General features: G+C 67.8%; 24 protein-coding genes. 8 read left to right on the top strand and 16 right to left on the bottom strand.

From position 1 onward, the window contains the following. Nucleotides 1–216 precede the first annotated feature (216 nt). Nucleotides 217–1,446: an RNA polymerase-binding protein DksA gene (gene dksA, locus JLDANKMP_RS07530; RefSeq protein WP_005410374.1), complete on the bottom strand. Its 1,230-nt coding sequence runs from the start codon at nucleotides 1,444–1,446 to the stop codon at nucleotides 217–219. 272 nt (nucleotides 1,447–1,718) lie between these two features. Between dksA and yidD the strand changes: the two genes are divergently transcribed. From yidD to JLDANKMP_RS07515, 3 genes are read left to right on the top strand one after another with little or no spacing between them, the layout of a single operon-like run. Continuing rightward, nucleotides 1,719–1,973 (top strand): membrane protein insertion efficiency factor YidD, encoded by a 255-nt coding sequence (gene yidD, locus JLDANKMP_RS07525; protein ID WP_005414016.1) that lies wholly within the window; start codon nucleotides 1,719–1,721, stop codon nucleotides 1,971–1,973. 1 nt (nucleotide 1,974) lies between these two features. Continuing rightward, complete coding sequence (locus JLDANKMP_RS07520; RefSeq protein WP_012480835.1) at nucleotides 1,975–3,321, top strand: dihydroorotase; 1,347 nt, start codon at nucleotides 1,975–1,977, stop codon at nucleotides 3,319–3,321. Beyond that, the gene (locus JLDANKMP_RS07515) at nucleotides 3,321–4,169 is read left to right on the top strand and encodes a M23 family metallopeptidase (RefSeq protein ID WP_005414018.1); all 849 of its coding nucleotides are present in this window, start codon (nucleotides 3,321–3,323) and stop codon (nucleotides 4,167–4,169) included. The genes JLDANKMP_RS07520 and JLDANKMP_RS07515 overlap by 1 nt, the downstream gene beginning before the upstream one ends. Before the next feature lie 105 nt (nucleotides 4,170–4,274). On the opposite strand, the gene JLDANKMP_RS07510 is transcribed toward JLDANKMP_RS07515, so the two are convergent. The 5 genes from JLDANKMP_RS07510 to efp form a co-directional block, all read right to left on the bottom strand. Next, nucleotides 4,275–4,979 carry a phytoene synthase gene (locus JLDANKMP_RS07510; protein WP_012480837.1) on the bottom strand — a complete coding sequence of 235 codons (705 nt, stop codon included), beginning with the start codon at nucleotides 4,977–4,979 and terminating at the stop codon, nucleotides 4,275–4,277. Nucleotides 4,980–4,990: 11 nt separating this feature from the next. Continuing rightward, entirely contained in the window at nucleotides 4,991–5,686 is a 696-nt protein-coding gene (locus JLDANKMP_RS07505; RefSeq protein ID WP_005410378.1) for a phosphoglycolate phosphatase, read from the bottom strand. Beyond that, nucleotides 5,683–6,399: a bifunctional 2-polyprenyl-6-hydroxyphenol methylase/3-demethylubiquinol 3-O-methyltransferase UbiG gene (ubiG, locus tag JLDANKMP_RS07500; RefSeq protein WP_005410379.1), complete on the bottom strand. Its 717-nt coding sequence runs from the start codon at nucleotides 6,397–6,399 to the stop codon at nucleotides 5,683–5,685. The genes JLDANKMP_RS07505 and ubiG overlap by 4 nt, the downstream gene beginning before the upstream one ends. Nucleotides 6,400–6,424: 25 nt before the next feature. After that, nucleotides 6,425–7,768, bottom strand: a complete 1,344-nt coding sequence (locus tag JLDANKMP_RS07495) for a TRZ/ATZ family hydrolase (protein ID WP_005410380.1) — start codon at nucleotides 7,766–7,768, stop codon at nucleotides 6,425–6,427. 200 nt (nucleotides 7,769–7,968) lie between these two features. After that, on the bottom strand, nucleotides 7,969–8,535 hold the full coding sequence (gene efp, locus JLDANKMP_RS07490; RefSeq protein WP_005410381.1) for an elongation factor P: 567 nt from the start codon (nucleotides 8,533–8,535) through the stop codon (nucleotides 7,969–7,971). 96 nt (nucleotides 8,536–8,631) lie between these two features. On the opposite strand from efp, the gene epmB reads away from it, so the two are divergent. Continuing rightward, entirely contained in the window at nucleotides 8,632–9,672 is a 1,041-nt protein-coding gene (epmB, locus tag JLDANKMP_RS07485; RefSeq protein WP_086010234.1) for an EF-P beta-lysylation protein EpmB, read from the top strand. A gap of 65 nt (nucleotides 9,673–9,737) precedes the next feature. Here the strand turns inward: epmB and JLDANKMP_RS07480 are convergent, their stop codons facing one another. Genes JLDANKMP_RS07480 through JLDANKMP_RS07470 form a run of 3 tightly spaced genes read right to left on the bottom strand, consistent with a single transcriptional unit; the run spans nucleotide 9,738 to nucleotide 13,611 of the window. Beyond that, nucleotides 9,738–11,864: a GGDEF domain-containing protein gene (locus JLDANKMP_RS07480; RefSeq protein WP_212560834.1), complete on the bottom strand. Its 2,127-nt coding sequence runs from the start codon at nucleotides 11,862–11,864 to the stop codon at nucleotides 9,738–9,740. Further along, on the bottom strand, nucleotides 11,861–12,793 hold the full coding sequence (locus JLDANKMP_RS07475; RefSeq protein ID WP_212560833.1) for a phosphate/phosphite/phosphonate ABC transporter substrate-binding protein: 933 nt from the start codon (nucleotides 12,791–12,793) through the stop codon (nucleotides 11,861–11,863). The genes JLDANKMP_RS07480 and JLDANKMP_RS07475 overlap by 4 nt, the downstream gene beginning before the upstream one ends. A 47-nt stretch (nucleotides 12,794–12,840) precedes the next feature. Further along, the gene (locus tag JLDANKMP_RS07470) at nucleotides 12,841–13,611 is read right to left on the bottom strand and encodes an RNA methyltransferase (RefSeq protein ID WP_005414025.1); all 771 of its coding nucleotides are present in this window, start codon (nucleotides 13,609–13,611) and stop codon (nucleotides 12,841–12,843) included. A gap of 120 nt (nucleotides 13,612–13,731) precedes the next feature. Between JLDANKMP_RS07470 and JLDANKMP_RS07465 the strand changes: the two genes are divergently transcribed. Next, nucleotides 13,732–14,559, top strand: coding sequence for an inositol monophosphatase family protein (locus tag JLDANKMP_RS07465; protein WP_005410386.1), 828 nt, complete (start codon nucleotides 13,732–13,734; stop codon nucleotides 14,557–14,559). Nucleotides 14,560–15,226: 667 nt separating this feature from the next. Here the strand turns inward: JLDANKMP_RS07465 and htpX are convergent. Beyond that, nucleotides 15,227–16,093: a protease HtpX gene (gene htpX, locus JLDANKMP_RS07460; protein WP_005410387.1), complete on the bottom strand. Its 867-nt coding sequence runs from the start codon at nucleotides 16,091–16,093 to the stop codon at nucleotides 15,227–15,229. A gap of 93 nt (nucleotides 16,094–16,186) precedes the next feature. Between htpX and gluQRS the strand changes: the two genes are divergently transcribed. From gluQRS to phaR, 3 genes are all read left to right on the top strand, one after another. After that, nucleotides 16,187–17,128: a tRNA glutamyl-Q(34) synthetase GluQRS gene (gene gluQRS / locus JLDANKMP_RS07455; protein ID WP_212560832.1), complete on the top strand. Its 942-nt coding sequence runs from the start codon at nucleotides 16,187–16,189 to the stop codon at nucleotides 17,126–17,128. Continuing rightward, entirely contained in the window at nucleotides 17,125–17,865 is a 741-nt protein-coding gene (gene phbB / locus JLDANKMP_RS07450) for an acetoacetyl-CoA reductase (protein ID WP_005410389.1), read from the top strand. The genes gluQRS and phbB overlap by 4 nt, the downstream gene beginning before the upstream one ends. Before the next feature lie 194 nt (nucleotides 17,866–18,059). Continuing rightward, nucleotides 18,060–18,599, top strand: a complete 540-nt coding sequence (phaR, locus tag JLDANKMP_RS07445; protein ID WP_107231006.1) for a polyhydroxyalkanoate synthesis repressor PhaR — start codon at nucleotides 18,060–18,062, stop codon at nucleotides 18,597–18,599. Nucleotides 18,600–18,671: 72 nt separating this feature from the next. Here the strand turns inward: phaR and JLDANKMP_RS07440 are convergent, their stop codons facing one another. The 6 genes from JLDANKMP_RS07440 to JLDANKMP_RS07415 all read right to left on the bottom strand — a co-directional run bounded on the left by JLDANKMP_RS07440 (nucleotide 18,672) and on the right by JLDANKMP_RS07415 (nucleotide 26,249). Then, a complete protein-coding gene (locus JLDANKMP_RS07440) occupies nucleotides 18,672–19,628 on the bottom strand; it encodes a TraB/GumN family protein (RefSeq protein ID WP_024958298.1) in 957 nt (318 codons plus the stop codon). A 1-nt stretch (nucleotide 19,629) separates the two neighbouring features. Then, complete coding sequence (locus JLDANKMP_RS07435; protein WP_212560831.1) at nucleotides 19,630–20,559, bottom strand: DUF1684 domain-containing protein; 930 nt, start codon at nucleotides 20,557–20,559, stop codon at nucleotides 19,630–19,632. Between the two features lie 11 nt (nucleotides 20,560–20,570). After that, nucleotides 20,571–22,475, bottom strand: coding sequence for a DNA mismatch repair endonuclease MutL (mutL, locus tag JLDANKMP_RS07430; protein WP_212560830.1), 1,905 nt, complete (start codon nucleotides 22,473–22,475; stop codon nucleotides 20,571–20,573). Nucleotides 22,476–22,640: 165 nt separating this feature from the next. Beyond that, nucleotides 22,641–24,203, bottom strand: a complete 1,563-nt coding sequence (locus tag JLDANKMP_RS07425; protein WP_099606064.1) for an N-acetylmuramoyl-L-alanine amidase — start codon at nucleotides 24,201–24,203, stop codon at nucleotides 22,641–22,643. A gap of 82 nt (nucleotides 24,204–24,285) precedes the next feature. Next, the gene (gene tsaE / locus JLDANKMP_RS07420) at nucleotides 24,286–24,768 is read right to left on the bottom strand and encodes a tRNA (adenosine(37)-N6)-threonylcarbamoyltransferase complex ATPase subunit type 1 TsaE (protein ID WP_005410396.1); all 483 of its coding nucleotides are present in this window, start codon (nucleotides 24,766–24,768) and stop codon (nucleotides 24,286–24,288) included. Further along, nucleotides 24,765–26,249, bottom strand: a complete 1,485-nt coding sequence (locus JLDANKMP_RS07415) for an NAD(P)H-hydrate dehydratase (protein WP_212560829.1) — start codon at nucleotides 26,247–26,249, stop codon at nucleotides 24,765–24,767. Before JLDANKMP_RS07415 ends, tsaE begins: the two co-directional genes overlap by 4 nt. Nucleotides 26,250–26,265: the final 16 nt, after the last annotated feature.

Here is a 26,265-nt window from a genome sequence, read left to right as displayed (position 1 = left end):
TGCTCCTCGGTGAGTCAGGGGACGGCGCCGAACTCGCTGCGCTCAAACAGCGGCGCCTCTTCGCCCCTGATTCCCCTGCGGTGCTCGGCTCGCTACAAGGCGGACCAAGTCAACGGCCACAACTGCTCGTGCCAGCCACGGTCGCTTACCGACGATCCCCCAACAAAAAACCCGGCCGAGGCCGGGTTTTTCGCATGACCAGACAACGATCAGGAATCAGTCGCCCTGCTGCTTCTGCAGGTGCTCCCAACGCTCCTGGGCGTCGATGGTGCGCTCGGCGGTCAGGCGCGCTTCCAGGCGCTCCAGGCCAATCTCTTCGCCGGTGTCGACGCAGTAACCGTAGTCGCCCGCTTCCAGGCGCTTCAGGGTGCTGTCGATCTTGCCGATCAGTTTGCGATAGCGGTCGCGGGTACGCAGTTCCAGCGAGTTCTCGGTCTCGCGGGTCGCACGCTCGGCTTCGTCGCCGATATCACGCACTTCCTCGCGCAGGTTCTCGATGGTCTGCTTGGACTCTTCCACCAGGTCCGCGCGCCAGTTCTGCAGGCGCTGGCGGAAGTACTCCTGCTGCAGCGGGCTCATGTATTCCTCTTCCGAGGACGGCTTGTAGCCAGCCGGCAGGATCGGGCGGCCGGTGGCCTCGTCGGTCTTGTACTCGACCACCTTGTACTTGCTGCGCGGGGCCGGTGCCGCCGAGCGGGCGGCGACGGCCACGGCAACCTTGCCGACAGGGCGCGACACGGTCTTCGGGGCGGAATCGGATTTCACGGCGGTTTTGGCAGGCGATTTCGAAACGGGCACGGGATTCTTGGATTGCGGGGCCTTCGAGGCGGCAGGAGCGGCGGCCGGGGCCGGCTTGGAGGCCGGTTGGGCTGCTGCCACTGCCACGGTCTTGGCCGGGACAGGCTTGGCCGGAGCCGGCTTGGCAGCAGGCTTCGGTGCGGACTTCACTACTGGGGCCGGGGTCGGCTTTACGGCCGGCGCGGCAACATTCTTGGCAACCTTCTTTACAGCGGCAGGCGTGGCGACCGGCTTGGCCGCAGCGACCTTCTTTGCTGCGGGCTTGGCGACCGGCTTGGCTGCAGCCTTCTTCACCACCGCCTTCGGCGCCGGCTTGGTTGCTGCCTTCTTCGCCACTGGCTTGGCGGCAGCCTTCTTCACCGGCGCAGCCTTGCTGGCGGCCTTCTTCACCACCGGCGCCTTCTTGCTGGCAGCGGCAGGCTTGGCCTTGGCGGGCGCAGCAGCCTTCTTCGCCACCGGCTTGGTTGCCTTGACCGGCGTTTTCTTTGCGGTGGCCTTCCTGGCCGCCGGTTGCGAGGACGCTGCCTTGGTCGCCGGCTTGCTGGCCGGTTTCCTGGCAACGGGCTTTGCCGCCAACTTCTTCACAACAGGCTTGGCGGTTTTCTTGGCGGCCGTTGCGGCCTTCTTTGCAGTTTTTTTAGCAGCCACGAAACGCTCTTCCTTGGATTCCCCGGGGCCCGGGAAAGCGGGCCTTTATAGCCTACCCGACCCGCAGCAGCAACCTCGGCACCCTGCTCCATTCAGTCCTGGAGTCAAGGCGCCCTTGGAGGCAGTCCGACGAACACGGACCGCCTTGCGCGGTACGGAACCTGGCCAGCACCCGCAGGTGCTGGTACCGGTCGCAGGCCATCGGCGACATGCGACCAACGGCCCATCCTGCACAAATGCGGCCTTCATGCCAACTGGCATAAGATGACTGGGTGATCTCGCGCCTGCTCATTGCCCTGCTGCGCTTCTACAAGCGCTTCATCAGCCCCTTGCTGGGGCCACGCTGCCGTTTCGTGCCGAGCTGTTCTGAATACGCGATGGAAGCCATCTCGCGGCACGGCCCGCTGCGCGGCAGCTGGCTGGCTGCACGCCGGCTCGGTCGCTGCCACCCGTTCCATCCCGGCGGCTTCGACCCCGTGCCCGAGTCTCCCAACGCCCCCTCTTGCCGTTGCACAGGAAAACACTGACATGTCCTCCACCCTCATCACCAACGCCCGGATGGTCAACGAAGGCCGCACCTTCGACGGCGACCTGCGCATCGAGAACGGCCGCATCGCGCAGATCGGCAGCGGGCTGGCGCCGCGCGACGGCGAGCAGGTGGTGGATGCGGCCGGACGCTGGCTGCTGCCCGGCATGATCGATGACCAGGTGCACTTCCGCGAACCGGGCCTGACCCACAAGGGCGACATCGCCAGCGAATCGGCCGCGGCCGTGGCCGGTGGCCTGACCAGCTTCATGGACATGCCCAACACCAACCCGCCGACGCTGGATTCGACCATTCTGGAAGCCAAGTACGAGCTCGCGCGCGGCCGCGCCTGGGCCAACTATGGCTTCTACCACGGCGCCAGCAATGACAACCTCGACGCGATCCGTGCCCTGGATCCGAAGAAGGCCCCGGGCGTGAAGGTGTTCATGGGTGCTTCGACCGGCAACATGCTGGTGGACAACCCGGAAACGCTGGATGCGATCTTCCGCGAATGCCCGACCCCGATCATCACGCACTGCGAAGACACGCCGATGATCGATGCCAACCTGAAGGCCTTCCAGGAAAAGTACGGCGATGCGCTGACCCCTGACATGCATCCGGACATCCGTTCGCGCGAGGCCTGCATCAAGTCGACCCGGCTGGCGATGTCGCTGGCGCGCAAGCACGGCACCCGCCTGCATGTGCTGCACATCTCCACCGCCGACGAGCTGGCGCTGTTCGAGAAGGGCCCGCTGATCCGTGCCGACGGCAGCCGCAAGCAGATCACCGCCGAGACCTGCGTGCACTTCCTGCACTTCGCGCGCCCGGACTATGCGACCAAGGGCAACCTGATCAAGTGCAACCCGGCCATCAAGGAAGTGTCCGACCGCGAGGCGATCACCGCTGCGCTGGCCGACGACGTGCTGGACGTGCTGGCCACCGACCACGCGCCGCACACCTGGGAAGAGAAGCAGAAGCCGTACGCGCAGGCACCGTCGGGCCTGCCGCTGGTGCAGTACGCGCTGGTGGCCGCGCTGGAGCGCGTCCACGAAGGCAAGCTGACCCGCGAGCAGGTGGTGCAGAAATTCGCCCACGCGCCGGCACAGTTGTTCGACGTGGAAGAGCGCGGCTTCCTGCGCGAAGGCTACTTCGCCGACCTGGTGCTTGTGGAAGACGTGCCGTTCACCGTCAAGCGCGAGGACGTGCTGTCCAAGTGCGGCTGGTCGCCGTTCGAGGGCACGACCTTCCGTTCGCGCGTGGCCTCCACCTGGGTGAACGGCCAGCTGGTGTGGGACGGCAGCAAACTGGTCGGCGAGCCCGCCGGCCAGCGCATGACCTACGACCGCTGATGCGTGCGGCTCTATTTACCGGGGCGCTGCTGCTGGCGGCGCCCCTGCTCAGCGTACCGTCGGCTCACGCGCAGGATGCCATCGGCAGCCTGATCGACAGCCGCGTGGTGTTCCCGGCCAGTGCGTCGCAGGGCGCATTGGTGATCGGCAAGGTGCCCGCCGGCAGCCGCGTGCAGTACGCCGGCCGCCAGCTGCGGGTGAGCGGCTACGGCAGCGTGGTGTTCGGCATCGGCCGCGACGAGAAGGGACCATTGCGCGTGCAGGTGCAGCGCCCCGATGGTGGCAGCGAGACCGCGACCATTGCGGTGACGCCGCGCGACTGGCCCACCGAGCGGGTCAACGGCGTGCCGCCGAAGACGGTCAATCCGCCGCCGGCGATTGCCGAGCGGATCAAGCGCGAACAGGCGCAGGTGACCGCCGCGCGTGCCCGCGATGACGACCGCACCGACTTCACCCAGACCTTCATCTGGCCGGTGCAGGGCCGCATCAGCGGTCGCTTCGGCAATGCCCGCGTGTACAACGGGCAGCCCGGTGCCGGTCATTCCGGCATGGACATCGCGGTACCAACCGGCACCCCGGTGAAGGCACCGGCCGCCGGCATCGTCACCTTCGCCGGGCCGGACCTGTACCTGACCGGCGGTACGCTGCTGCTCGACCACGGTTTCGGGGTCAGCTCCAACTTCCTGCACCTGTCGCGCATCGACGTGAAGGTCGGTGACCGCGTCGAGCAGGGCCAGGTGATCGCCGCGGTCGGCGCCACCGGCCGTGCCACCGGCCCGCACCTGCACTGGGGCATGAACTGGTTCGATACCCGTATCGATCCGCTACTGGTACTGGAACGCAAGTAACGCGCGCAATGCGCTTTGGTGGGTGCCAACCTTGGTCGGCACAACCTCACAGAGCGTGCGGACCAAGGTCCGCACCCACCAGAAGCAGTCAACAGCGCCGATCGATCAACCGCGCGCAGCCCACCACACGCGCAACAAGGTGCGCACCGGGGTCGCTTCAATCGGCTTGCCTGCGGCCTGCGCGGCAACGCGGGCGCGCGCCAGGCTGGACCACACACGGCGCGGGCGCGGGCCGGGCACGCGCGTGCCCCAGCCCTTCAACAGATGCTGCGCCCAGCGCTGTGCAGCCGTGCTGGCATCACCGTCCAGCAGGCTGCGCGGTACACCGGCAACGCCGGCATCCTGCAGGCGCTGGGCCAGGGTCTGCAACTGCACCGCGCGACCGGCACCGGTGCGCGGCTTGTCCGCGAACAAGGCCGCCTCGACCGCAGCCACGGCTTCAGCGTAGTTGGCCAGCGCACGCTCGGCACTGGCGGCGTCCAGCGCGACGGTGCGTGCTTCAACCAGATCCGGCAGCGCCTCGGCCAACTGCGCCCACGGCGCACGCACCGGCTCCAGCAGACGGCCCAGTGGATGGCGCGAACGATGCCCGGCCCAGCTGCGCAGTTCCTCGCCCCACCATGCCAGCTTGGCATCGGCCGGCAGCGGATCGCCGCCGGTATTGAGCATGTCGTCGAACTCCTGCAGCAGCGCGAACCACGCCACGGCAAGTTCGCGTTGCGATTCGGCCACGAACGGGGCGGCCACCGACCATTCCGGCCAACGGCTGCGCCACTTGTCGAGGAAACTGTCCAGCGCGGTACTGCTCACTACGTGATTCCTTACGGCTGGGCCGGGGCTGCCGGCCGGGTCGGCCAGAGACTGGCCAGTTGCAGAAGTTCGGCGTTCTCGACCAGCACGTCGGCCTGCCAGGCCAGCGGGTCGTCGCTGTGCAGGCGGTAGCCCCACAGCGCCGCCACCGACGGCATGGCGGCAGCGCGTGCGGCGATGATGTCGCGCTCGTCGTCACCCACGTACACGCAGTCTTCGGCGGCAATGCCAATGGCCTGCGCAGCGTGCAGCAGCGGCAGCGGGTGCGGCTTGCGTTCGGCCAGGCTGTCACCACCGACCAGTACCGCACAGCGCTGCTGCCAGCCATGCTGCGGCAGGATCAGGCGCGCCAGGTACTCGGGTTTGTTGGTGACGATGCCCCACACCGTACCGGCCTCATCCAGCGCGGCGAGCATGCCGGCCACGCCATCGAACAGCACCGCGTGCTGGCCGATCAACGCTTCATAGCGCTGCAGGAATTCCGGGATCAGTGCATCGCGCGCAGCGGCATCCAGGTCCGGGAACGCGGCCGAGACCATCGCCCGCGAGCCCTTCGACACCACCGGGCGCAGTGCGGCCGGATCGATGGGTGCACGACCACGTTCGGCCAGCATCGCGTTGCAGGTGGCGACGAAGTCCGGCGCGCTGTCCAGCAACGTGCCATCCAGGTCGAACAGCACCGCACGCGGGAAGCGGGCGGAGGTCATGCCGGCTTGACCGCGTAGGCCAGGTAGTTGATGTCGGTGCGGCTGCTCAGGCGGGCGTGGTTGCGCCACGGCTCGTAGGCCATGCCGCTGACGTCCACCAGCTGCATGTCGGCCTCGCGCAGCCAGCGCGCCAGCTCGGCCGGCTTGATGAATTCCTGGTAGTGGTGCGTGCCCTTGGGCAGCAGCCGCGCCACGTACTCGGCACCGACAATCGCCACTGCGAAGGCGGCAGCGGTGCGGTTGATGGTCGACAGGAACAGGTGGCCGCCCGGCTTCAGCAGGCGCTTGCAGGCCTCGATGATCGCGCCCGGGTCCGGCACGTGCTCCAGCATTTCCATGCAGGTCACCACATCGAAGCTGCCCGGCTGCTCGGCGGCCAGGTCCTCGGCGGCCTGCACCCGGTAATCGACCTTGGCGCCGCTTTCCAGCGCATGCAGGCGCGCGACCTTGACCAGCTCCGGGGCCAGGTCGATGGCGGTGACGTCGGCGCCGGCCTGGGCCAGCGCTTCGCTCAACAGGCCGCCACCGCAACCGATGTCGAGCACACGTGCGCCGCGCAGCGGCACGCGGTCGGCCACGTATTTCAGGCGCACCGGGTTCAGCGCATGCAGCGGCTTCTGCGGGCCGTCAGCGTCCCACCAGCGGTTGGCCAGCGCGGCGAACTTGTCCAGCTCGGCCTGATCGAAATTGGAGGAAGCGTGGGGGGCAGTCATGAGGGAGTCCTTGCGGCGCCGGGGTTCAGGCGCGGATATGACGGATGCGCTCGCGCCACTGGCGCGCGTTGGCGATGATGCCCGGCAGGTCCATGCCGACCAGCTCGCGCTGCACCAGCTTCGGCTTGCCGGCGATCCAGACGTCGCTGACCTGCTGGCGGCCGGTGGCGTACACCAGTTGCGACAGCACGTTGTGCAGCGGCTGGGTTTCCAGTGCGGACAGGTCGACGCAGACCAGGTCGGCCTGCTTGCCGACTTCGATCGAACCGATGCGCTCGCCGAAGCCCAGCGCGCGGGCACCACCCAGGGTGGAGGCGCGCAGCGTGGTCGCCGCGTCCAGCGCGGTGGCGTCATCGGCCACGGCCTTGGCCAGGATCGCCGCGGTGCGGTTCTCGCTGAACATGTCCAGGTCGTTGTTGCTGGCGCAGCCGTCGGTGCCGATCGCCAGGTTCACGCCGGCGCGCTGCAGGGCGCAGGCCGGACAGAAACCGGAGGCGAGCTTCAGGTTCGATTCCGGGCAATGCACCACGCTGACGCCACGCTCGGCGCACAGGTGGATTTCCGCATCGGTCAGCTGGGTCATGTGCACCGCGATCAGGCGGTCGTTGACCAGGCCGAGGCGATCCAGCCGCGCCAGCGGGCGCTGGCCGTGCAGCTTGATCGAATCGTTGATCTCCTGCGCGGTCTCGTGGGTGTGCAGGTGCACCTGCATGTCGAGCTGGTCGGACAGCATCCGCACCCGCTCGAAGTTGGCATCGTTGACCGTATACGGCGCATGCGGCGCGAACGCGGTGCCGATCAGCGGATCGGTGCGCCACTGGTCATGCAGTTCACCGGCCTTGGCGAAGTACTCGTCGTCGGTCTTGGCCCAGGCGGTGGGGAAATCGATGATGACCGCCCCGACCAGCGCGCGGAAACCATGCTTCTTGTAGACGGCGGCCTGCACATCGCCGAAGAAGTAGTTCTCGTTGGCGCAGGTGGTGCCGCCGCGCAGCATCTCGGCGATGGCCAGGGTGGTGCCGTCGGCGACGAATTCGGGGCCGATCACCGCCGCTTCCACCGGCCAGATGTGCTGCTGCAGCCAGGTCATCAGCGGCAGGTCGTCGGCGACGCCGCGCAGCAGGGTCATCGGGTTGTGCGTGTGCGCATTGACCAGGCCCGGCATCAGCGCCGCCTCGGGGCGGCTGACCACCTGGGTGGCGCGGAACCGTGCGCGCGCCTCGGCACGCGGCAGGATGGCCACGATCTCGCTGCCACGCACGGCAACGGCATGGTCTTCCAGCACCACCGCATGCGGCTCGATCGGAACGACGTAACCGGCTTCGATGAGCAGGTCGCAGGCTTCGGGGAGGTGCGGGCTATCGCTCATGCGGGCTCACTGGCTGGGGGGCGGCGAGATACTTCTGGGGGACACGCCCCTGAGTCAGGGGCTGCCGCGAAGCGGCGGGGTCTGGAGACCCGTGAAGCGGGGCCCATGATCTGCCGAAGCAGATCATGGGAGCGCCAGCGCGAACGCGCTGGCGCGTATCCGGCCAGCGGCCGGCACTACCGTAATCCGGCTGCGCCGGATTACTTGACGCGTGCGGAGTATTCGCCCGAACGGGTGTCGACGCGGATCACTTCGTCCTGGTTCACGAACAGCGGCACGCGGACCACGGCACCGGTTTCCAGGGTGGCCGGCTTGCCGCCGCCGCCCGAGGTGTCGCCACGGACGCCCGGATCGGTTTCGGTGATCTTCAGCTCGACGAAGTTCGGCGGCTGCACGAAGATCGGCTCACCGTTCCACAGGGTGACCACGCAGGACTCCTCGCCCTTCAGCCACTTCTCGGCGCCGCCCATGCCGGCCTTGGTGGCCTGGACCTGCTCGAAGGATTCCGGGTCCATGAAGTGCCAGTACTCGCCGTCGCTGTACATGAAGTTCATGTCGGTATCGACGACGTCGGCTGCATCCAGCGAGTCGGTCGACTTCATGGTCACTTCCTGGGTACGGCCGTCCTTGATCAGGCGGTACTTCACGCGGGTGAAGGCCTGGCCCTTGCCCGGCTTGACGTATTCGGTGTCGATGATGACGGCCGGTTGGTTGTTGACCAGGATCTTCATCCCGTTCTTGACGTCGTTCATGCCGTAGCTGGCCATGCGTAAACTCCTGAGTGGCAAAAACGCCGCGGGTGCGGCGAGCCGTTAGAATGGAAAGCCCACCGGGTGCCGGTGGGCGACTGTTTTTCTGCCCCCATGATAACCGCAGGCCCCCTCTCCATGCAGCTTTCCGCCTTCCCCCGGCCCCAGTCGCCAGGCGCGCCCGCGCGCTGGCAGCAGCTCTGGCGCCAGGCACTGCGCGACCCGCAGGCGCTGCTGGCCCGGCTGCAGCTGGACCCGGCGGCACTGGGCGTCTCCGAAGCGGCCATGGCCCAGTTCGCGCTGCGCGTGCCGGAGGGGTTCGTGGCCCGCATGCGCAAGGGCGATCCGGCCGATCCGCTGCTGCGGCAGGTGCTGCCGATCGACGAGGAAATGCGCCCGGCGCCCGGGTTCAGCTTCGATGCGGTGGGTGATGGTGCGGCCAAGAAGGCCACCGGCGTCATCCAGAAGTACCGTGGCCGCGCCCTGCTGGTGGCGACGGGCAGCTGTGCGATCAACTGCCGCTACTGCTTCCGCCGCCACTTCGACTATGGCGCGGAAAATGCAGCCAAGGGCGGCTGGCAGGAGGCCGTAGCCGCCATCGCCGCCGACCCCGACATCGACGAGGTGATCCTGTCCGGCGGTGACCCGCTGTCGCTGGCCACGCACAAGCTGGTCGAGCTGACCGACGCCCTGCGCGCGATCCCGCATATCCGCCGCCTGCGCATCCATACCCGGCTGCCGATCGTGCTGCCCGAGCGCGTGGACGATGAACTGGTCACCTGGCTGGGCAGCCTGCCGTGGCCGCTGGCGGTCGTGGTCCACGCCAACCATGCCAATGAATTCGATGCCAGCGTGGACGCGGCGATGGCCCGTCTGCGCGGTACCGGCGCCCAGCTGCTGAACCAGGCGGTATTGCTGCGCGGGGTCAACGACAGCGTGCAGGCCCTGCAGGACCTGAGCGAGCGCAGCTTCGCCGCCGGCGTGCTGCCCTACTACCTGCACCAGCTGGACCGGGTCGAAGGTGTGGCCCACTTCGAAGTGGACGACACCCGGGCCAAGGCATTGATTGCCGGGTTGACCGCGCGCCTGTCCGGCTATCTGGTCCCGAAGCTGGTGCGCGAACTGCCCGGCGACCCGAGCAAGCGCCCGGTGTAATTCCGTAGCGTGGGTCATCCCTTTTCCTGCGGAAAAGGGATGACCCACGGCACAACGTCAATCGGTCAAACGCCCGATTCGATCATCCGCACCACTTCGGTGGCGGTGACCGGGTGGCTCAGCCAGTAGCCCTGCCCCAGATCGCAGCCGCGCTGCGCCAGCAGTTCGAACTGCGCCTGCTGCTCGATGCCCTCGGCCACCACCGTGATGCCCAGCGCGTGGGCCATGGCGATGATCGCCGTGGTCAATGCGAGGTCGTCGGGATCACGCTGCATGTCGGCCACGAAGCTCTTGTCGATCTTCACGCCGTCCACCGGCACCTGGCGCAGATGACTGAGCCCAGAGAAGCCGGTCCCGAAATCATCCAGCCAGACCTTCACGCCGGCGCGGTGCAGCTTGTCCAGCAGCTGTGCGGCGACCATCTCGTCACCGATCACCGCGGTCTCGGTCAGCTCCAGATGCAGGCGCGACGCTGGCAGCCCGGACTCATGCAGGCATTGCGCGACCAGCGCCGGCAGTTCGCCGCCGCGCAGCTGCCGCGGTGACACGTTCACCGACACGAACAGGTCGTCCCCGGCCGCCCCGCGCGGCCACTGCGAGGCCTCCATGCAGGCCGCACGCAGTACTTTCGGGCCGATGATCTCGATCAGACCACTCTGCTCGGCCACCTCGATGAACACCGATGGCGGAATCGTGCCCAGGGTCGGATGCTGCCAGCGCAGCAGCACTTCGACGCCGACCATGCGGCGGTCGCGCATGCGGAAGATCGGCTGGTAGGCCAGGCGCAGTTCGCCGCGCTCCCAGGCGCCGCGCAGCTCCTGTTCCATATGCACGCGACGTTCGACCGCGTGGTCCATCGCCCGGCTGTAGTAGCGATAGCAGTTCTTGCCGGCCATCTTCGCCTGGTACATGGCGATGTCGCCGTTTTTCAACAGGGTGGTCGCATCGGCCGCATCGTCGGGGAACAGGGTCACGCCGATCGAGGTGCCCAGGAACAGCTCCCTGCCCTGCACCACCAGCGGCCTGCCCAGCTCGCGCACCAGCACTTCGGCCAGCAGCCGCGCGTTGGCGGCCACATCACCGTCGCCCACCAGGATCACGAACTCGTCACCGCCGAAGCGGGCCAGCAGGGCCTCGTCGCCGCCTGCCTCCGCAACGGCGCGGCCGATGCGCTGTGCGAACTGCAGCAACGCCTCGTCACCGGCCTCATGGCCAAGCGTGTCGTTGACCCGCTTGAAATCGTCGATGTCGGCGAACAGCAGGCCCAACCGGTGATTGGCGGCACGCGCGGCCATCAGCCGATGGTCCAGCGCTTCGCGGAATGCCAGCCGGTTGGTCAGCCCGGTCAGCGCGTCGGTATAGGCCATGCGCCGCACTTCACGGTCATGGCGGGCGATCGCATCGCGCATGCGGGCGAAGCCGCGCACCAGCTCACCCACTTCGTCGTCACGGGTGTTCTCGGCCAGGGGCGTCTGGTAGTCACCGGCCTCGATGCGGCGCGCGGCCGCGGCCAGATCGCGGATCGGCGCGACCAGCGTGCGCTGCACGTACAGGATCACCACCACGCCGATCACCACCAGCAACCCCAGCATCAGCAGCAACCAACCCAGGTGGCGGCTGCCGACCAGTTGCAGGCGCTCGCCAAGGGTGGCGTTGGCCGCCTGCTCGCGTTGCTGTACTTCGTCCAGCGCCATGCCGACGCGGACGCCGCCGATGCGCTGGTTGCCGACCATGATCGGCATCGTGTTGTCCAGCACCTTCGGCGATTCCTGCACCAGCAAGGCCTGCGCCGCCGCAGCCTTGGGTGCCAGGGGATCGGCCATCGGCTGGCCGAATCCCGGGACCTCGACCGAGCCGTCGTGCACCAGCCGGCCGCGCTCGTCGAACACCAGTACATAGCGCACCACCGGCTGTCGCGCCGTGCTGCGCACCAGCACGCCGACCTGGTCCAGGTCGCGGTAATACAGCGGGTTGGCCAGCGCATCGGACAACTCGCGCGCCATCGCCTCGCCGCGGCTGCGCACGCTGCGGTCGAACAATTCATGGATGACGCCACCGCTGAGGGTGCGCACCTCGCTCTGCATCGCCGTCTGGCGCCCCAGCAGCACCGCCAGGATGGCGACCACCACGACCATCGCTCCGCCCATCGCCAGCAGGAACCGGGCCTGCATCCCCGAGCCGAGCCACTTCATTCCACTTCCATCCGCACGCGCGTCAATCCTTGTTTCAATTCATCCAACCGCTGCTGCGCATGCGCATCGACACGGTGGAAACCGGAAGTGCCAAAAAACCGATGCAACGCGCCCTGTGCCTGCGGGTCGCTGGCTGCCTGCAGCAGGACTTCCTGCAGGCGGTCGCGCACCCGGGCATCGAGGTCGGCGCGGACCATCTCCACCGCACGCGGATAGGGTTCGGTGCGCAGCAGTTCGCGGAAATCGCGCCGGAATGCAGCCGGCACCCGCCGCTCGTCGTTCCAGTCCACGCTGCTCACCGCCCCCACATCCGCCATCCCCTTGTGCACGTACGTCGCGATGTTCAACTCGCTGCGCGCGAACACATACCCCACGCTGTCACGCCCTGGCACGTCCCAGACCCCGGCCAGGATCTGCGGCGACAGGCCATGGTCCAGCAGGGTCATCACCGGTACCAGGTAGGCGCTGGTGGATGCCGTGTTCTGCAGGGCCAGGCGATGGCCGCGCAGATCCTGCACCCGCTGGATGGGACTGTCGCTGCGCACGAAGAACACCGTCTGGTATTCGCGCACCCCGTTGCGCTCGGTCAACAGCAGCGGCCGCGCACCACTGCGCTGGCCCAGTGCCACCGCCGTACCGGAGGTTTCCGTGACCCAGTCGACCCGTCCCCGCCGCAGATAGCTGGCCATCTGCTGCGGGTCGCGGGCCATCAGTACCCGCCCCTCCTGGATGCCGACGTCATGCATGCGCGCCACCACGTAGTCCAGCAGGGGTTGCAGCTGCTCGTAGTGAGCCTGGGGGTCATCGCTGATCCGGCCCAGCACCAGCACCGGATCCGGTGCCGCATGCACGGCTCCGGCCAGCAGGACCATGGCCAGGCTCAGCAGTCCCCTCTGCATTGCCTTTCGCAGACCCGACACAGACGTCATCCCCCCCTGGGTATCCAAACAGACTACCCGAAAAAATGAGAACGTCGTCAGCTGTCCTTGCTGCCGGCCTGGGCCAGACGCGCCATGCGCTGGGTGTCGGCGAGGATGCCGCGCAACAGGCGCACTTCCTGCTCGCTCGGCTCGCTGCGCAGGAACAGGCGGCGCAGCTTGCGCATCGCCGATTCCGGCGCGCGGCCCTTGTGGAAATCGATCTCGTCCAGGGTGTCGCCGAGCTGGGCGAAGAAGCTCTCCATCTGCTCATGGCTGGCGGCCTGTTCGCGGAAGCCCGGCTCGGCGTCGGCGGCCGGCTGCGCGCCCAGCAGCTGCATGCGCGTTTCGTACGCCAGCACCTGCACGGCGGCGGCCAGGTTGAGCGAGCTGAACTCCGGGTCTGACGGGATGTGCACTGCGGCGTGGCAGAGCTGCAGCTCCTCGTTGGTCAGGCCGGTGCGCTCGCGGCCGAATACCAGTGCGACCTCGGCACCTTCGCCCGCCTTGGCCACCGCACGGGCAGCGGCATCGGCCGGCAGGTACTCCTCCAGCTGGACGCGGCGGGCACGGGCCGTGCAACCCAGTACCAGGCGGCAATCCGCCACGGCCTCGGCCAGGGTGGCCACCACCGGAGCGTCCCCCAGCACGTCTTCGGCACCGGCCGAGCGACGGAAGGCCTCCTCGTCCAGCGGCTTTTCGGGGGCGACCAGCACCAGGCGGGCCAGGCCCATGGTCTTCAGGGCGCGGGCGGCAGCCCCCATGTTGCCGGGGTGCTGGGTACCGACCAGGACGAATCGGAGGCGGGTGGCGGCGGGAAACTGGGACATGAACAGGGAAAAGGTCGAGCTGGACGATGACCAATGGTAAACTGTGCGGCCGGCCACTGCGCCGGACCCGCTCTTTTCCCCCGCCAGTCCATCTCTTCTGCCTTTCCGGGAGCCCACGCCATGCAGAAACCCGCCGTCACCGTCATGGTCAAGGCCGCCCGCCTCGCCGGCAACGTCCTGTTGCGCAACATCAACAAGCTCGAGGCACTGAACGTGGTGCAGAAGGGCCGGATGGACTACGCCAGCGAAGTGGATGCGGACGCGGAAAAGGTCATCGTCAAGGAACTCAAGCGCGCCTACCCGGATTACGGCATCTTCGGTGAAGAAGGTGGCGTGCAGGGCGAGCGCCGCCAGATGTGGGTCATCGACCCGCTGGATGGCACCAGCAACTACCTGCGCGGCGTGCCGCACTACTGCGTGTCGATCGCCCTGGTCGAGAACGGCGAGCCGACCGATGCCGTCATCTTCGATCCGCTGCGCAATGAACTGTTCACCGCAAGCCGTGGCGCCGGCGCCGTGCTGAACGACCGCCGCATCCGCGTGGCCGACCGCAAGGATCTGGAAGGCACGATGATCCACACCGGCTTCGCCCCGCGTGAACGCAGCCGCGCCAGCGCGCAGCTGAAGTCGGTCGACACCCTGCTGGTCCAGGCTGAGGACATCCGCCGCACCGGTTCGGCCGCGCTGGACCTGGCCTACGTGGCCTGCGGCCGCGCCGACGCCTATTTCGAAGCCGGCGTGAAGGCGTGGGACATCGCTGCCGGCCTGCTGCTGGTCCGCGAGGCGGGTGGCAAGGTCTGCGACTTCAAGGGCGCGACCCTGGGCCGGATGGACAACCGTGGCCCGGAGACCCACCAGATCGTTGCCGGCAACCTGAAGGTGGCCGAGTCGCTGCAGAAGGTGCTGGTGAACACTGGCTACGCGGCGGAGTTCGACGCGAAGTTCTGAGGTTTCGCGTAAAGCGGCTCATGGAGACGGCACCTGCGAGGGTGCCGTTTTCGTTTGCGCGCACGGAGAGTCGTTTCCGCGACCGCGGAGGGGTGTCACTTTCTTTGCGCGCAAAGAAAGTAACCAAAGAAACGCTCCGCCAGCCGCGAGCCGTCGCTACGCAACGGTTCCCTGCGCTTCTCGGAGAATCAGGGGACGGCGCCGAACTCGCTGCGCTCAGACACCGGCGCCTCTTCGCCCCTGATTCCCCTGCGATGCTCGGCTCGCTCAAGGCGGACTGGAAGATCAAGATCAAGATCGACAGCATCCACACGTGGCGTGGATCTACTGGGTGCAGCTGTGGCATTTGACCTTGGGTCCGCCTTGAGCGAGCCGAGCACCGCAGGTCCGGCGAGGGCGAAGAGGTGCGGGTGTCTGAGCGCAGCGAGTTCCCGCACCGTCCCTCGACGGGCCGAGGAGCGCAGGGTACCGGCGTGCGCAGCACGTCGGCTCGCGCCCTGGCGGCGTGTTTCTTTGGTTACTTTCTTTGCACGAGCAAAGAAAGTGACACCTCCCCGCAGGCGCGGAAACGATCCGCCGGGCACGATCCGGCATCAGCAATGCACCGCGCAAACAAAAACGCCCGGCGCGAGGCCAGGCGTTCCTGCACTGCTTTACGAGCGAAAGCTCACGCCACCGTCGACGCCCGCAGCGCGGCGATGCGCTCTTCCAGCGGCGGATGGCTCATGAACAGCTTCTTCGCCGTCGAACCGGCAATACCGAAGGCGGCAATCTGGGTCGGCAGCGTGCTCTGGCCGTGGTTCAGCTGCAGCCGCTCCAACGCGGCGATCATCTTCTGGCGGCCGGCCAGCGAGGCACCGCCGGCGTCGGCGCGGAACTCGCGGTGGCGCGAGAACCACATCGAGATCATGGTGGCGAACAGGCCGAACACCATCTCCAGCACGAACACGATAATGTAATAGGCGAAGCCACGGCCGCCGCCTTCGCGGTTGCCGGACAGCGCGCTGTCGATAATGCCGCCGACCACGCGGGCCAGCACGATCACGAAGGTGTTCAGCACGCCCTGCAGCAGCGCCATGGTGATCATGTCACCGTTGGCGACGTGGGCGATCTCGTGGCCCAGCACCGCTTCGGCCTCGTCTTCGCTCATGTTGTGCAGCAGGCCGGTGGACACCGCGACCAGCGCGTTGTTGCGGTTGGCGCCAGTGGCGAAGGCGTTGATCTCCGGGCCTTCGTACACCGCTACTTCGGGCATGCCGATACCGGCCGCCTTGGCTTGGCGCTCGACGGTGGCCAGCAGCCAGCGCTCGGTCTGGTTGCGCGGCTCGGTGATCACCACCGCACCGGTGGAGCGCTTGGCCATCCACTTGGAGAGCAGCAGCGAGATGAAGGAGCCACCGAAGCCGAAGATCGCGGCCATGACCAGCAGGCCGCTCATCTGGCTTGGATTGACCCCGAGCAACGACATCACGATGCTGGCGAGAATCAGGACCGCGAAGTTGGTCGCCAGGAACAGGGCAATGCGGGTAAACATGGGAAAATCCGGCTCGGAAGGGGTCGATACCGGTCAATTTGCGGTGTGGTCAGCTTGAATTCAAGCGCCAACCTGACCGACGATTCAGCCAGCATGACCTCCCCCATTCCCTGCGGTCGTTTCGCGCCCTCGCCGACCGGCCTGCTCCATCCCGGATCCCTGCTCGCCGCCTTCGGCAGCTGGCTGCTCGCGCGACATAACGGCGGCTTGTGGCGGCTGCGCATCGAAGACGTCGATCCACCACGCACCGTGCCCGGCGCCGCCGAGTCACAGCTGCGGGCGCTGGCCGCGTTCGGCCTGGTCCACGATGGCCCGATCCTCTGGCAGAGCACCCGCGGCGAGGCCTACCAGGCCGCGCTGGACGTGCTGCTGGCCAGCGACCAGGCCTTTGTCTGCCACTGCAGCCGCAGCGACCTGGCCGCCAACGGCGGCATCCACCATCGTTGCGTCGCCCGGCAACGTCGACCGGACCCTGCCGTCCGCTTTCGCGTGCCACCGTGCAGCATCGTGCACTTCGACGATGGCCTGCGTGGACCGCAGCAGCAGGACGTGCATGCCGAGGTCGGCGACTTCGTGCTGCGCCGCGCCGATGGCTGCTGGGCCTACCAGTTGGCGGTGGTGGTCGATGACGCCGTGCAAGGAGTGACCGAAGTGGTGCGCGGCGCCGACCTGCTCGACTCCACCGCGCGGCAGATCCTGCTGCAGCAGGCATTGGGGCTGGCGGTGCCGCGCTACTGGCACCTGCCGCTGCTGCTGGATGCGCCGGGCCACAAACTGTCCAAGTCGCTGGCGGCGCTGCCGGTGGACAGTTCGCATCCGCTGCCCGTGCTGCGCCAGCTCTGGAAGCTGCTCGGCCAGGCACCTGGGGCGCTGGAACCTGCGCACGACCTGGATACGCTGCTGGCCACCGCTCGGCAGGCCTTCGACCCGGCACGACTGCCGCGGACCGACATCCTGTTGCCAGCCGGCGCACTTTCCGCGCCGATGTTGCAGAATCCCCCTTCCCCCACCCGACACCCGGACAACACTCCATGACATCTCGCGTCGCACTGGTCACCGGCGGAACCGGCGGCATCGGCACCGCCATCTGCCAACGCCTGGCCGACCAGGGCCACCGGGTCGCCACCAACTACCGCGACGAGGCCAAGGCCCGCGCCTGGCAGCAGGCAATGACCGAACGCGGCTACAGCGTGTCGATCTTCCCGGGCGATGTCTCCGATCCAGGCAGCGCCGAAGCGCTGGTGCGCGCCGTCGAGGCCGAGCTGGGCCCGGTCGAGATCCTGGTCAACAACGCGGGCATCACCCGCGACACCACGTTCCATCGCATGCGCGCGGACCAGTGGCACGATGTGATCAACACCAACCTCAATTCGGTGTTCAACGTCACCCGCCCGGTCATCGAGGGCATGCGCCGCCGCGGCTGGGGCCGGGTCATCCAGATCAGCTCGATCAACGGCCTGAAGGGCCAGTACGGCCAGGCCAACTACGCGGCGGCCAAGGCCGGCATGCACGGCTTCACCATCTCGCTGGCGCGCGAGAACGCCGGCTTCGGCATCACCGTCAACACCATTTCGCCCGGCTACGTGGCCACCGACATGGTGATGGCGGTGCCGGAGGAAGTGCGCGCCAAGATCGTCGCCGACATTCCCACCGGGCGCCTCGGCAAGCCGGAGGAAATCGCTTACGGGGTGTCCTTCCTGGTGGCGGAGGAAGCCTCGTGGATCACCGGCAGCAACCTGGACATCAATGGCGGCCACCATATGGGTTGGTAAGCCGCGCCGGCGGCCGCGGCGGCCTCGGCGGCGCACACCCGCCGCCCCTGCCGATGGTCATGCTGCGCAGCACGCAAACCCTTGTTGCGCAACATGATCCCCTGTGAAAGCCAAGCCTGGCGGGGGCTGAGGCGGTTGCAACGGCTGCTGCACTGCGCCATGCTTCGCATCTACTGTGACGAGTGACCGCTTCAATGGCTGCGACCCGCATCATCAAGAAGTATCCGAACCGCCGTCTCTACGACACCGAGATCTCCAGCTACATCACCATCGAGGACGTGCGCCAGCTGATCCTGGACGGTGAAGACTTCGAAGTCCGTGACGCCAAGAGCGGCGACGACCTCACCCGTTCGGTCCTGCTGCAGATCATCGCCGACCAGGAACAGGACGGCGAACCGATGCTGTCCACCCAGCTGCTGAGCCAGCTGATCCGCTTCTACGGCGATTCCCTGCAGGGCTTCATGGGCAACTACCTGGAGCGCAGCATGCAGGTCTTCCTCGACCAGCAGCAACAGTTCCGCCAGCAGATGGGCAACCTGCTGGGCCAGACCCCGTGGGCGATGATGAACCAGTTGACCGAGCGCAACCTGGAGCTGTGGCAGGAATTCCAGCGCAGCATGGGCACCGGTTTCGGTGGTCCGCGACCGGGTGGTACCGGCACCGGCACCGGTACCGGTACCGGCAACAAGCCCAACGAACCCGGTACCGGCACCGGCGGCAAGACCCGCCGCTGAGCCGATGTACCGGCGGATACGAAAACGGCGCGCCCAATGGCGCGCCGCTTTGTTTTGTGCCCCGGGGGAGCATCAACGTTTCGCCTTGCACCCCGTGCATACGCGTTCGACCTTGTAGCCCTTCGCCTTCAGCTTCTCGACCACGCCGTCACCGCCCAGAAGGTGCAGCGTACCGACCACCACCAGCGTGCCACCCTGCCCGGCCTGCAGGTACGGCAGCAGCTTCGGTACCCACGCATCGTTGCGCCCGGTGTTGATGCGCTGGTAAAGCTGCGGATACTGCTGGCGCATTTCCGCGGCCATCTTCGTCCACAACACGCGCTCATCGCCTCGCCGCCAGGCATCATGCAGCTGGCGCGCCTGCTCATCGCCCTTGCCCGCCTGATCCAGCGCCTCGGACAGCATCTGTCGCTGCTCCTGCACGGTCATGCCGTCGAGCATGCCGATCTGGGTATCGATGTCTTCCAACCCAGCGGTCCTGCGGCCGGTCTTCTGCGCGCGCTCCATGAAATGACGGTCCAGGCCCAGCGCCGGGTCCAGGCCCATCTTCTGCATCTGCCCGACCGAAATGCTCAGGCCGACGAACCAAGGCTTCATGCCCTGCATCTGTGCCAACGGAAGCTTGTTCTCGGATGCGAACGCCTGCAGCTTCTGCCAGGTGGCCGCGTCGAGATCGCGCTTGAGCTCGCTGCCATCGGTGCGCACTGCAGCCTGCACCATGCGGCTGGCCAGCTGCGGCGACTGCATGTCCTCGGGCGAAAGTTCGAACACGACCCGCTGCGAGGCCTCGAAGGCCTGCTCGACATCGGGCGACAGCGGGTAGTCCTGCGGTTTCAACAGGTGGAATGATCCAAGCAGGTATACGCGTGAATCACCCGGGCCGGTCACCTTCCACAGCAGCGGCACCGGCGGCTTGGCCGCCGCCGTGGCCGCGGCGTCGGTGGCCGGTGCATTGCGCGCCGGTGCCAGCGGTGCGATTGCAAACGCTGCCATCAGCAGCGTTGCACGGAACAGTCCCTTCAACGGCATCTCAGCCCTCTCCTTCAGACAGGTGGTAGGCCTTCTCGCCCGCTTCCATGCGCAGGTCCAGCCGGTTTTCCGGCGGCGCCAGCGGGCACGTGGCATAGGCGGTGAATGCACACGGCGGGTTGTAGGCATGATTGAAATCGATGCGTAGCGTGCCGTCGGCTGCCGGCGCATCGGTATCCAGGTAGCGCCCGGCCGGATAACTGCCGCGGCCACTGGTGCGGTCGGCAAAGATCAGGAACAGCGGCTGCCCGGTGGCTCCGATCGCCTCCAGCCGCCATGTGCGGCCGTCGCGTTCGAATTCGACCGCACCCGTATTGGGCATCTCGGTGGTCAGGCCGGTGATGTCGACAATGGGCAGGGTCTTGCCCGCCGGATGCGGGATGAAGCGTGCCTGCACCTGCCAGTCCGGGCCACCCGGCCAGTACTCCAGCCCGGCGAAATCACGGCGCGCCGGCGCATCGGCATGCTTGACCCGCAGCGCATCGCGCGGCCCGCGCCGGATGATGCTGAGCTGGCCCTTGCCACCGTCGAAGGCCAACAGGGTTGGCTGCGGATCCTTGTCGGTGTCGATGCGGATACGGCCGCGCACCGGCTGGCCATCATGGCTGACATCCACACCGGCTTCGGGCGTGAACCACCACTGGCTGCCCTCGCGACGCAGCAGGCCCAGCTTGTCCGGGCCAACCGTCAGGCGGATGCCGTTGGTGGCACCACTGCCGACGAAGTGTGATTTGTTCTGCAGCCAGTGCAGGCCGACCAGGGCCGTCCAGCCATCGGGCCGGGTCAGGTCCTGGTAGCGGGCCACCCGCCATTGCTGCTGCGCGGCCGCATAGGCCGGATCTTCGGTAACCTTCGGCGCCGGCGGTGTTGCCGGACTGCACGCGGCCAACAGCAAGGCGGCCAGCAGGCCGCCCATTCCCCGATAACGCATCGATGCTCCCCTCAACGTCCGCGCAGGAACCAGCGGTCGATCTCCGCCAGCGAAAAACGGGCCCAGGTCGGCCGGCCGTGGTTGCACTGGCCAGACCGTTCGGTGATTTCCATGTCGCGCAGCAGCGCGTTCATTTCCGGCACGGTCAGGCGCCGGTTGGCACGCACCGCACCGTGACAGGCCATTGTGGACAGCAGTTCGTCACGTGCGCTGGCCACGCGGCGGCTCTGGCCGTGCTCGCGCAGGTCGGTCAGCACATCGCGCAGCAGCCCCTCCGGTTCGGCATGCGCCAACAGCGCTGGAATACTGCGCACGTGCAGCGATCCGGGGCCGGCACGGGTCACCTCGAAGCCAAGCGCCGCCAACGTTTCGGCTTCACTTTCGGCGGTGTCGGCCTCGCGCTCGCCCACGGCGAGTGTGATCGGCACCAGCAGCGGCTGCGACTGCAGGCCGATACCATCGTGCGCGTTCTTCAGGCGCTCGTAGCCGATGCGCTCGTGCGCGGCATGCATGTCGACCACGATCAGGCCTTCTGCGTTCTCGGCCAGGATGTAGATGCCGTGCAGCTGCGCGATCGCGTAGCCCAGCGGCGGTACGCCGGCGTCGGCACTGGTCACCGGCAGTCCGTTCTCGGTCGGCATCGGCGGCAGCGCAGCACCGCGTTCGGCGCCGGCCGGCGCGGCATACAGCGCGGCATAGGCCGCCGGTGCATCGGCCACCTGCAGTCCAAGGGGCTGCTGCGGGCGCCAGCCGGAAAAACCACCACCACCGCCACCCGAGCCGGCACCGGGCGCAGGTCCACGCGCCAGCCCGAAACCCGATGCGCCCGCGCTCGATGCCATCGGTGCAGCAGCGGCGTCCACCGCATGCACCGGACCCGCACCGATCTCCTGCGCCGACATGCCGGCGCGGGTATCAGCCAGCGCGTCCTTCAGCGTGCGGTAGACGAAATCGTGCACCAGCCGCGAATCACGGAAGCGAACCTCGTGCTTGGCCGGGTGCACGTTGACGTCAACGCGGGTCGGGTCGAGCTCGAGGAACAGCACATAGGCTGGCTGGCGGCCGTGGTACAGCACATCGCCGTAAGCCATCTTCACCGCATGGGCGACGCTGCGGTCGCGCACCGAACGGCCGTTGACGTACAGGTACTGCTGGTCGGCGCTGGCGCGCGAATAATGCGGTTGCGCGATCCAGCCGTGCAGGCGCAGGCCGGCACCACTGTGGTCGACGCGCACGGCCTGGTTGGCGAAATCCTCGCCCAGCGTTTCGGCCAGGCGCGCATCGGAATACAGATCGCCCGGCTTGTAGCGGCGCGAGGCCTTGCCGTTGTGCGACACGCGCAGCTCGACATCCGGTCGCGCAAGCGCCAGCGAACGCAACCACTCTTCGATATGGCCCAGTTCGGTACGCTCGGCGCGCAGAAACTTGCGCCGCGCCGGTACGTTGTAGAACAGCTCGCGCACTTCCACCGTGGTGCCGGGTGCATGCGCACGTGGCGTCACTTCGCCGATCTTGCCGCCTTCGATCTGCAGTGCCGAACCGTGTTCGTCATGTGCGCGACGCGAGGACAGGGTAAAGCGGCTGACCGAGGCGATCGACGGCAGCGCTTCGCCACGGAAACCGAGCGTGGCCACCGATTCGAGGTCGTCCAGATCGGCGATCTTGCTGGTGGCGTGGCGCGAGACCGCCAGCGGCAGCTGTTCCGGCGCGATGCCACTGCCATTGTCGCGGATGCGGATCAGGCGGACACCACCCTCTTCAAGATCGATATCAACGCGGCTGGCACCGGCATCGATCGCGTTCTCGACCAGCTCCTTGACCACCGACGCAGGACGTTCGACCACTTCGCCGGCGGCGATCTGGTTGATCAGGATTTCCGGCAACGGCCGGATCGGGCGCGGTCCGGGCGCGCTCATGGGAGAGGATGGGCAGCAGACTTCATGGGTTGATGATAGCGGAGCCGCCCCGTGTAGAGTCGACTGTCAGTCGACTGCCCTCCGCCGGGCGGCGAAAACCCCGCGCTGCGCGCGTAGTCGACTGACAGTCGACGCTACAGAAAGCAGCAACCCGCCTTCGGCGGGTTACTTGCTGCCGCCGGCCATGGTCCCGGCAGCGTCGATCTCGGCCTGGGCACGGGCTGCGTACAGCGTGCCCGGCGGTGGCTGGCGGCTGAAGAAGGTGTGCACGCCGTCGAGCACGGCACCGGCGATCTTGCGCTGGTAGGCCGGATCGATCAGGCGGCGTTCTTCGTCCGGGTTGGAGATGAACGCGGTTTCCACCAGCATCGCCGGCATGTCCGAGGTGCGCAGCACGGCGAAGTTCGCACGTTCGATGTTCGGCTTGTGGTTGTTGCCGATCCGCTTCAGGCCGCCCAGCACGTGGCCGGCGGCATCTTCAGACGCCTTCATGTAACCGCTCTGGGCAAGGTCCAGCAGCACGTTGGCAAGCGTGCCTTCGGTCTGCTGCAGGCGCACGCCACCCACCAGGTCGGCCGCGTTTTCCTTGTCCGCCAGCCAGCGGGCGCGCTGCGAAGAGGCGCCCTTGGTCGACAGCACGTATACCGACGAACCAGTGGCCGAACGGTTTTCGGCCGCGTCGGCATGGATCGAAATGAAGATGTCGGCCTTGTTTGCACGTGCCTTCTGCGCACGCATCGGCAGCGGGATGAACACGTCGCTGTCGCGGGTCAGATAGGCCTTCAGGCCCGGCGTCGCATTGACCTGGCGGGCCAGCTCACGCGCCACCGCCAGGGTGACATCCTTTTCGCGCTTGCCGGTCGGGCCGATCGCGCCGGGATCCTGGCCACCGTGGCCGGGATCGATGGCGACCACCAGATGACGCATGCCGGCCTGCATGCGGATGCGCGAGGCATCGCTGGGCATGGCCGGGCGCGGCGGTTCCACCGGCGTCGGCGCCGGTGCAGGCACGGTAGCCGGCGGCGTGGTCACCACGGCGGCGGTGCGCTGGCCGGCCAGGATCGCGGCCGGCGAGGAAGAAGGTGAGCTGCTGGCCACGGTACCGGCCGCCGCAACCTGGGCCGGCGCGGTGGACGGCGCCGGGGTCGGCGTGGCCGGTGTGGCGGCAGTGGCACTGGCCTGCTGCCGCACCTGCGCGGTCAGCAGTGCGGTCGCACGTGCGGCATCGGAACGCGACTGTGCGCTTTCAGCCGGGGTCGGCCCGGGCGTCGCCACCGGTGCCTGCGGCTGCACCGCCGGTGTCGCTGCCGGACGGCTGGCGGCCACGGCCGGGCCATCGCCCGGCCATTCGATCACCAGCTTGGATTCATTGCCCTCCCGCTGCATCTGCGGGCGGAACGGCGCCACCGATTCAGCGAGGTCGAAAACGACACGGAAGGTCCCCGGCACCGGCTGTCCGGTACGCACCGCCGTGACCACGCCCTGCGCAGCCGGCATCTTCAGGTTGCGTATGGCGCTGGAGTCAGGGAAGTCGACCACCAGACGGTTCGGACCGGCCAGAGAAAGCGTCTTGTAGCCGCCACTGCCGACCAGCGAGATCTCGGCACGGGTGCCGGTGGCGCCGGTGTTCAGCAGGACCTGGCGGACTTCACCGGCCCACGCGCTGACGCTCGCCAGACCCAGTCCGACGGCGGCACAGATAGCGATGAGACGGTTCCCCGGGCGCATGGCTCAGGATTCAATCACCGCGCTGAACGGAATGCAACACCTTTTTCCTTAATAATCCGTAACCTGCCGGTCTTTGTTCTCGTCAGCCGACAGAAATGGCCTGCAAGTCGCCCCCTTGGGGAAGCCGCTTCAGCCACTCATGTCCGACGTCGCTGGCTCCGGTGAGACGGGCGCGACGTCCCTGCCCCTCGATCTCCAACGCCACCACCAGGTCGGTCGGCGGCAGCGCGCCAGCGCCGCGTTCCGGCCATTCCACCAGCCACAACACCGCGCTGCCCTCGTCCAGGCCCAGGAAATCGAGTTCGCCGGCCTGGCCGATCCGGTACAGGTCCAGGTGCCAGGCCTCGCCACCGCTGGCCAGCGGATAGCGCTCGACCAGGGTGTAAGTGGGGCTGCGGATGGCGCCCTGCACGCCCAGTGCGCGCAGCAGCGCGCGTGCGGTGGTGGATTTGCCGGCGCCGAGGTCACCGCGCAGTTCGATCAGCGCCTGCGGCGGTCGGGTCGCCGCCAGCCACTGCCCGAGCAGTTCGGTGGCATCGCTGTCGGCAAGGAAGAATTCAGTCATGAAGAGCGTTCCGGGTTGGCCAGTTGCCGCAGCGGCACCAGCAGATCAGTGGGAAGCATGCCGCGCGCGCCGTCGGCGGCCGCAGCGTCGCCGGCGAGCGCGTGCAGCAGTGCGCCAGCGGCGGCAGCGTCGAAGGCGGCCAGGCCCTGCGCGCGCAGGCTGGCAATGATGCCGGTGAGCAGGTCGCCCATGCCCCCCACGGCCATGCCGGGGTTGCCTGCAGCAATCAGCCGTGGCACCTGCCCGGGCGCCGTCACGATGCTGCCCGCGCCCTTCAGCACCACCACGGCGTGGAATCGCTCGGCCAACGCCTGCGCACAGCGGTAGCGATCGGCCTGGATGTCAGTGGTACTGCAGTCGAGCAGACGCGCGGCCTCGCCCGGATGTGGCGTAAGGATCGCCTCCGGCAGCGCGCGCGGATCCTGCGCCAGCAGATTCAGTGCATCGGCATCAACCACCAGCGGTTTGTCGCTGTCCAGCACCTGCGCAAACATTGCGCGTGCCCATTCGTCCTGGCCCAGGCCGGGGCCGATCGCCACCACCCTGGCCTTGTCCAGCAGCGCCGGCAGCACATCGCCATCTTCAAGCGCATGGGTCATCGCCTCGGGAAGCCGGGCCAGCAACGGGCCGACGTGATCGCGCCGGGTGGCCAGGCTCAACAGTCCCGCGCCGGCACGCAGTGCCGCTTCGGCCGCCATCGCGATGGCCCCACCGCTGCCATGGTTGCCGCCGACGCACAGCACGTGCCCGGATTCGCCCTTGTGGGTATTGGCACGACGCGGCGGCAGCAGTGGCGGCAAGCGAGCCTGGGTCCAGTGCTCTGCGGCGGGTGACACGCCCTGCCATGCGGCCGTGGGTAGCTGCAGCGGCGCCAACGTCTTCCGCCCGCAATGATCCAGCGCATCGCCGGTATACAGCCCGCGATGCAGCACGATGAACTGCAGGGTCAAAGCAGCCTTCACCGCCTCGCCCGGTACGGCGCCCTGGTCGGCATCGACGCCACTGGGGACGTCCAGCGCCAGCACCGGTGCCGTCTGTGCGTTGAGGGCGGCGATCAGCGCCTGCGCCGCGCCTTCCGGCGCGCGATCGAAGCCCAGACCGAAAAGGGCATCAACCCAGATATCGGCCTCGGGCAGCGCGCCGTCGAAATCGGTGATGGTGCCGCCGTCGGACGTGAATTCCGATGCTGCACGCAGTGCCAGCGACGTCGCCGGTGGCTTGCCCGGCAAGGCGATCACCGTCACCGCGCGCCCGGCCTTCCGTGCATGGCGGGCCAGCACCAGGCCGTCGCCACCGTTGTTGCCTGCTCCGACCACCACGCCGATCCGCTGCGCCTGCGGCCAATGCTGCAGCAGGCACTGCCAGGCGGCCTGACCAGCCTGCGCCATCAGGCCCCAACCGCCCTCGGCGGCCAGCGCCGAGGCCTGCGCATCAAGCGCACGCGCGGCAGCGGAATCGAAAAGATCGGCAGGGTTGGCCATGCGGGGATTTTATACT

The sequence above is a fragment of the Stenotrophomonas sp. PE591 genome (assembly GCF_018320795.1).
GTDB classification, from domain to species: domain Bacteria; phylum Pseudomonadota; class Gammaproteobacteria; order Xanthomonadales; family Xanthomonadaceae; genus Stenotrophomonas; species Stenotrophomonas maltophilia.
Note: the sequence above shows the minus strand (reverse complement) of the source record. Positions and strands in the feature narration are given on the sequence as shown.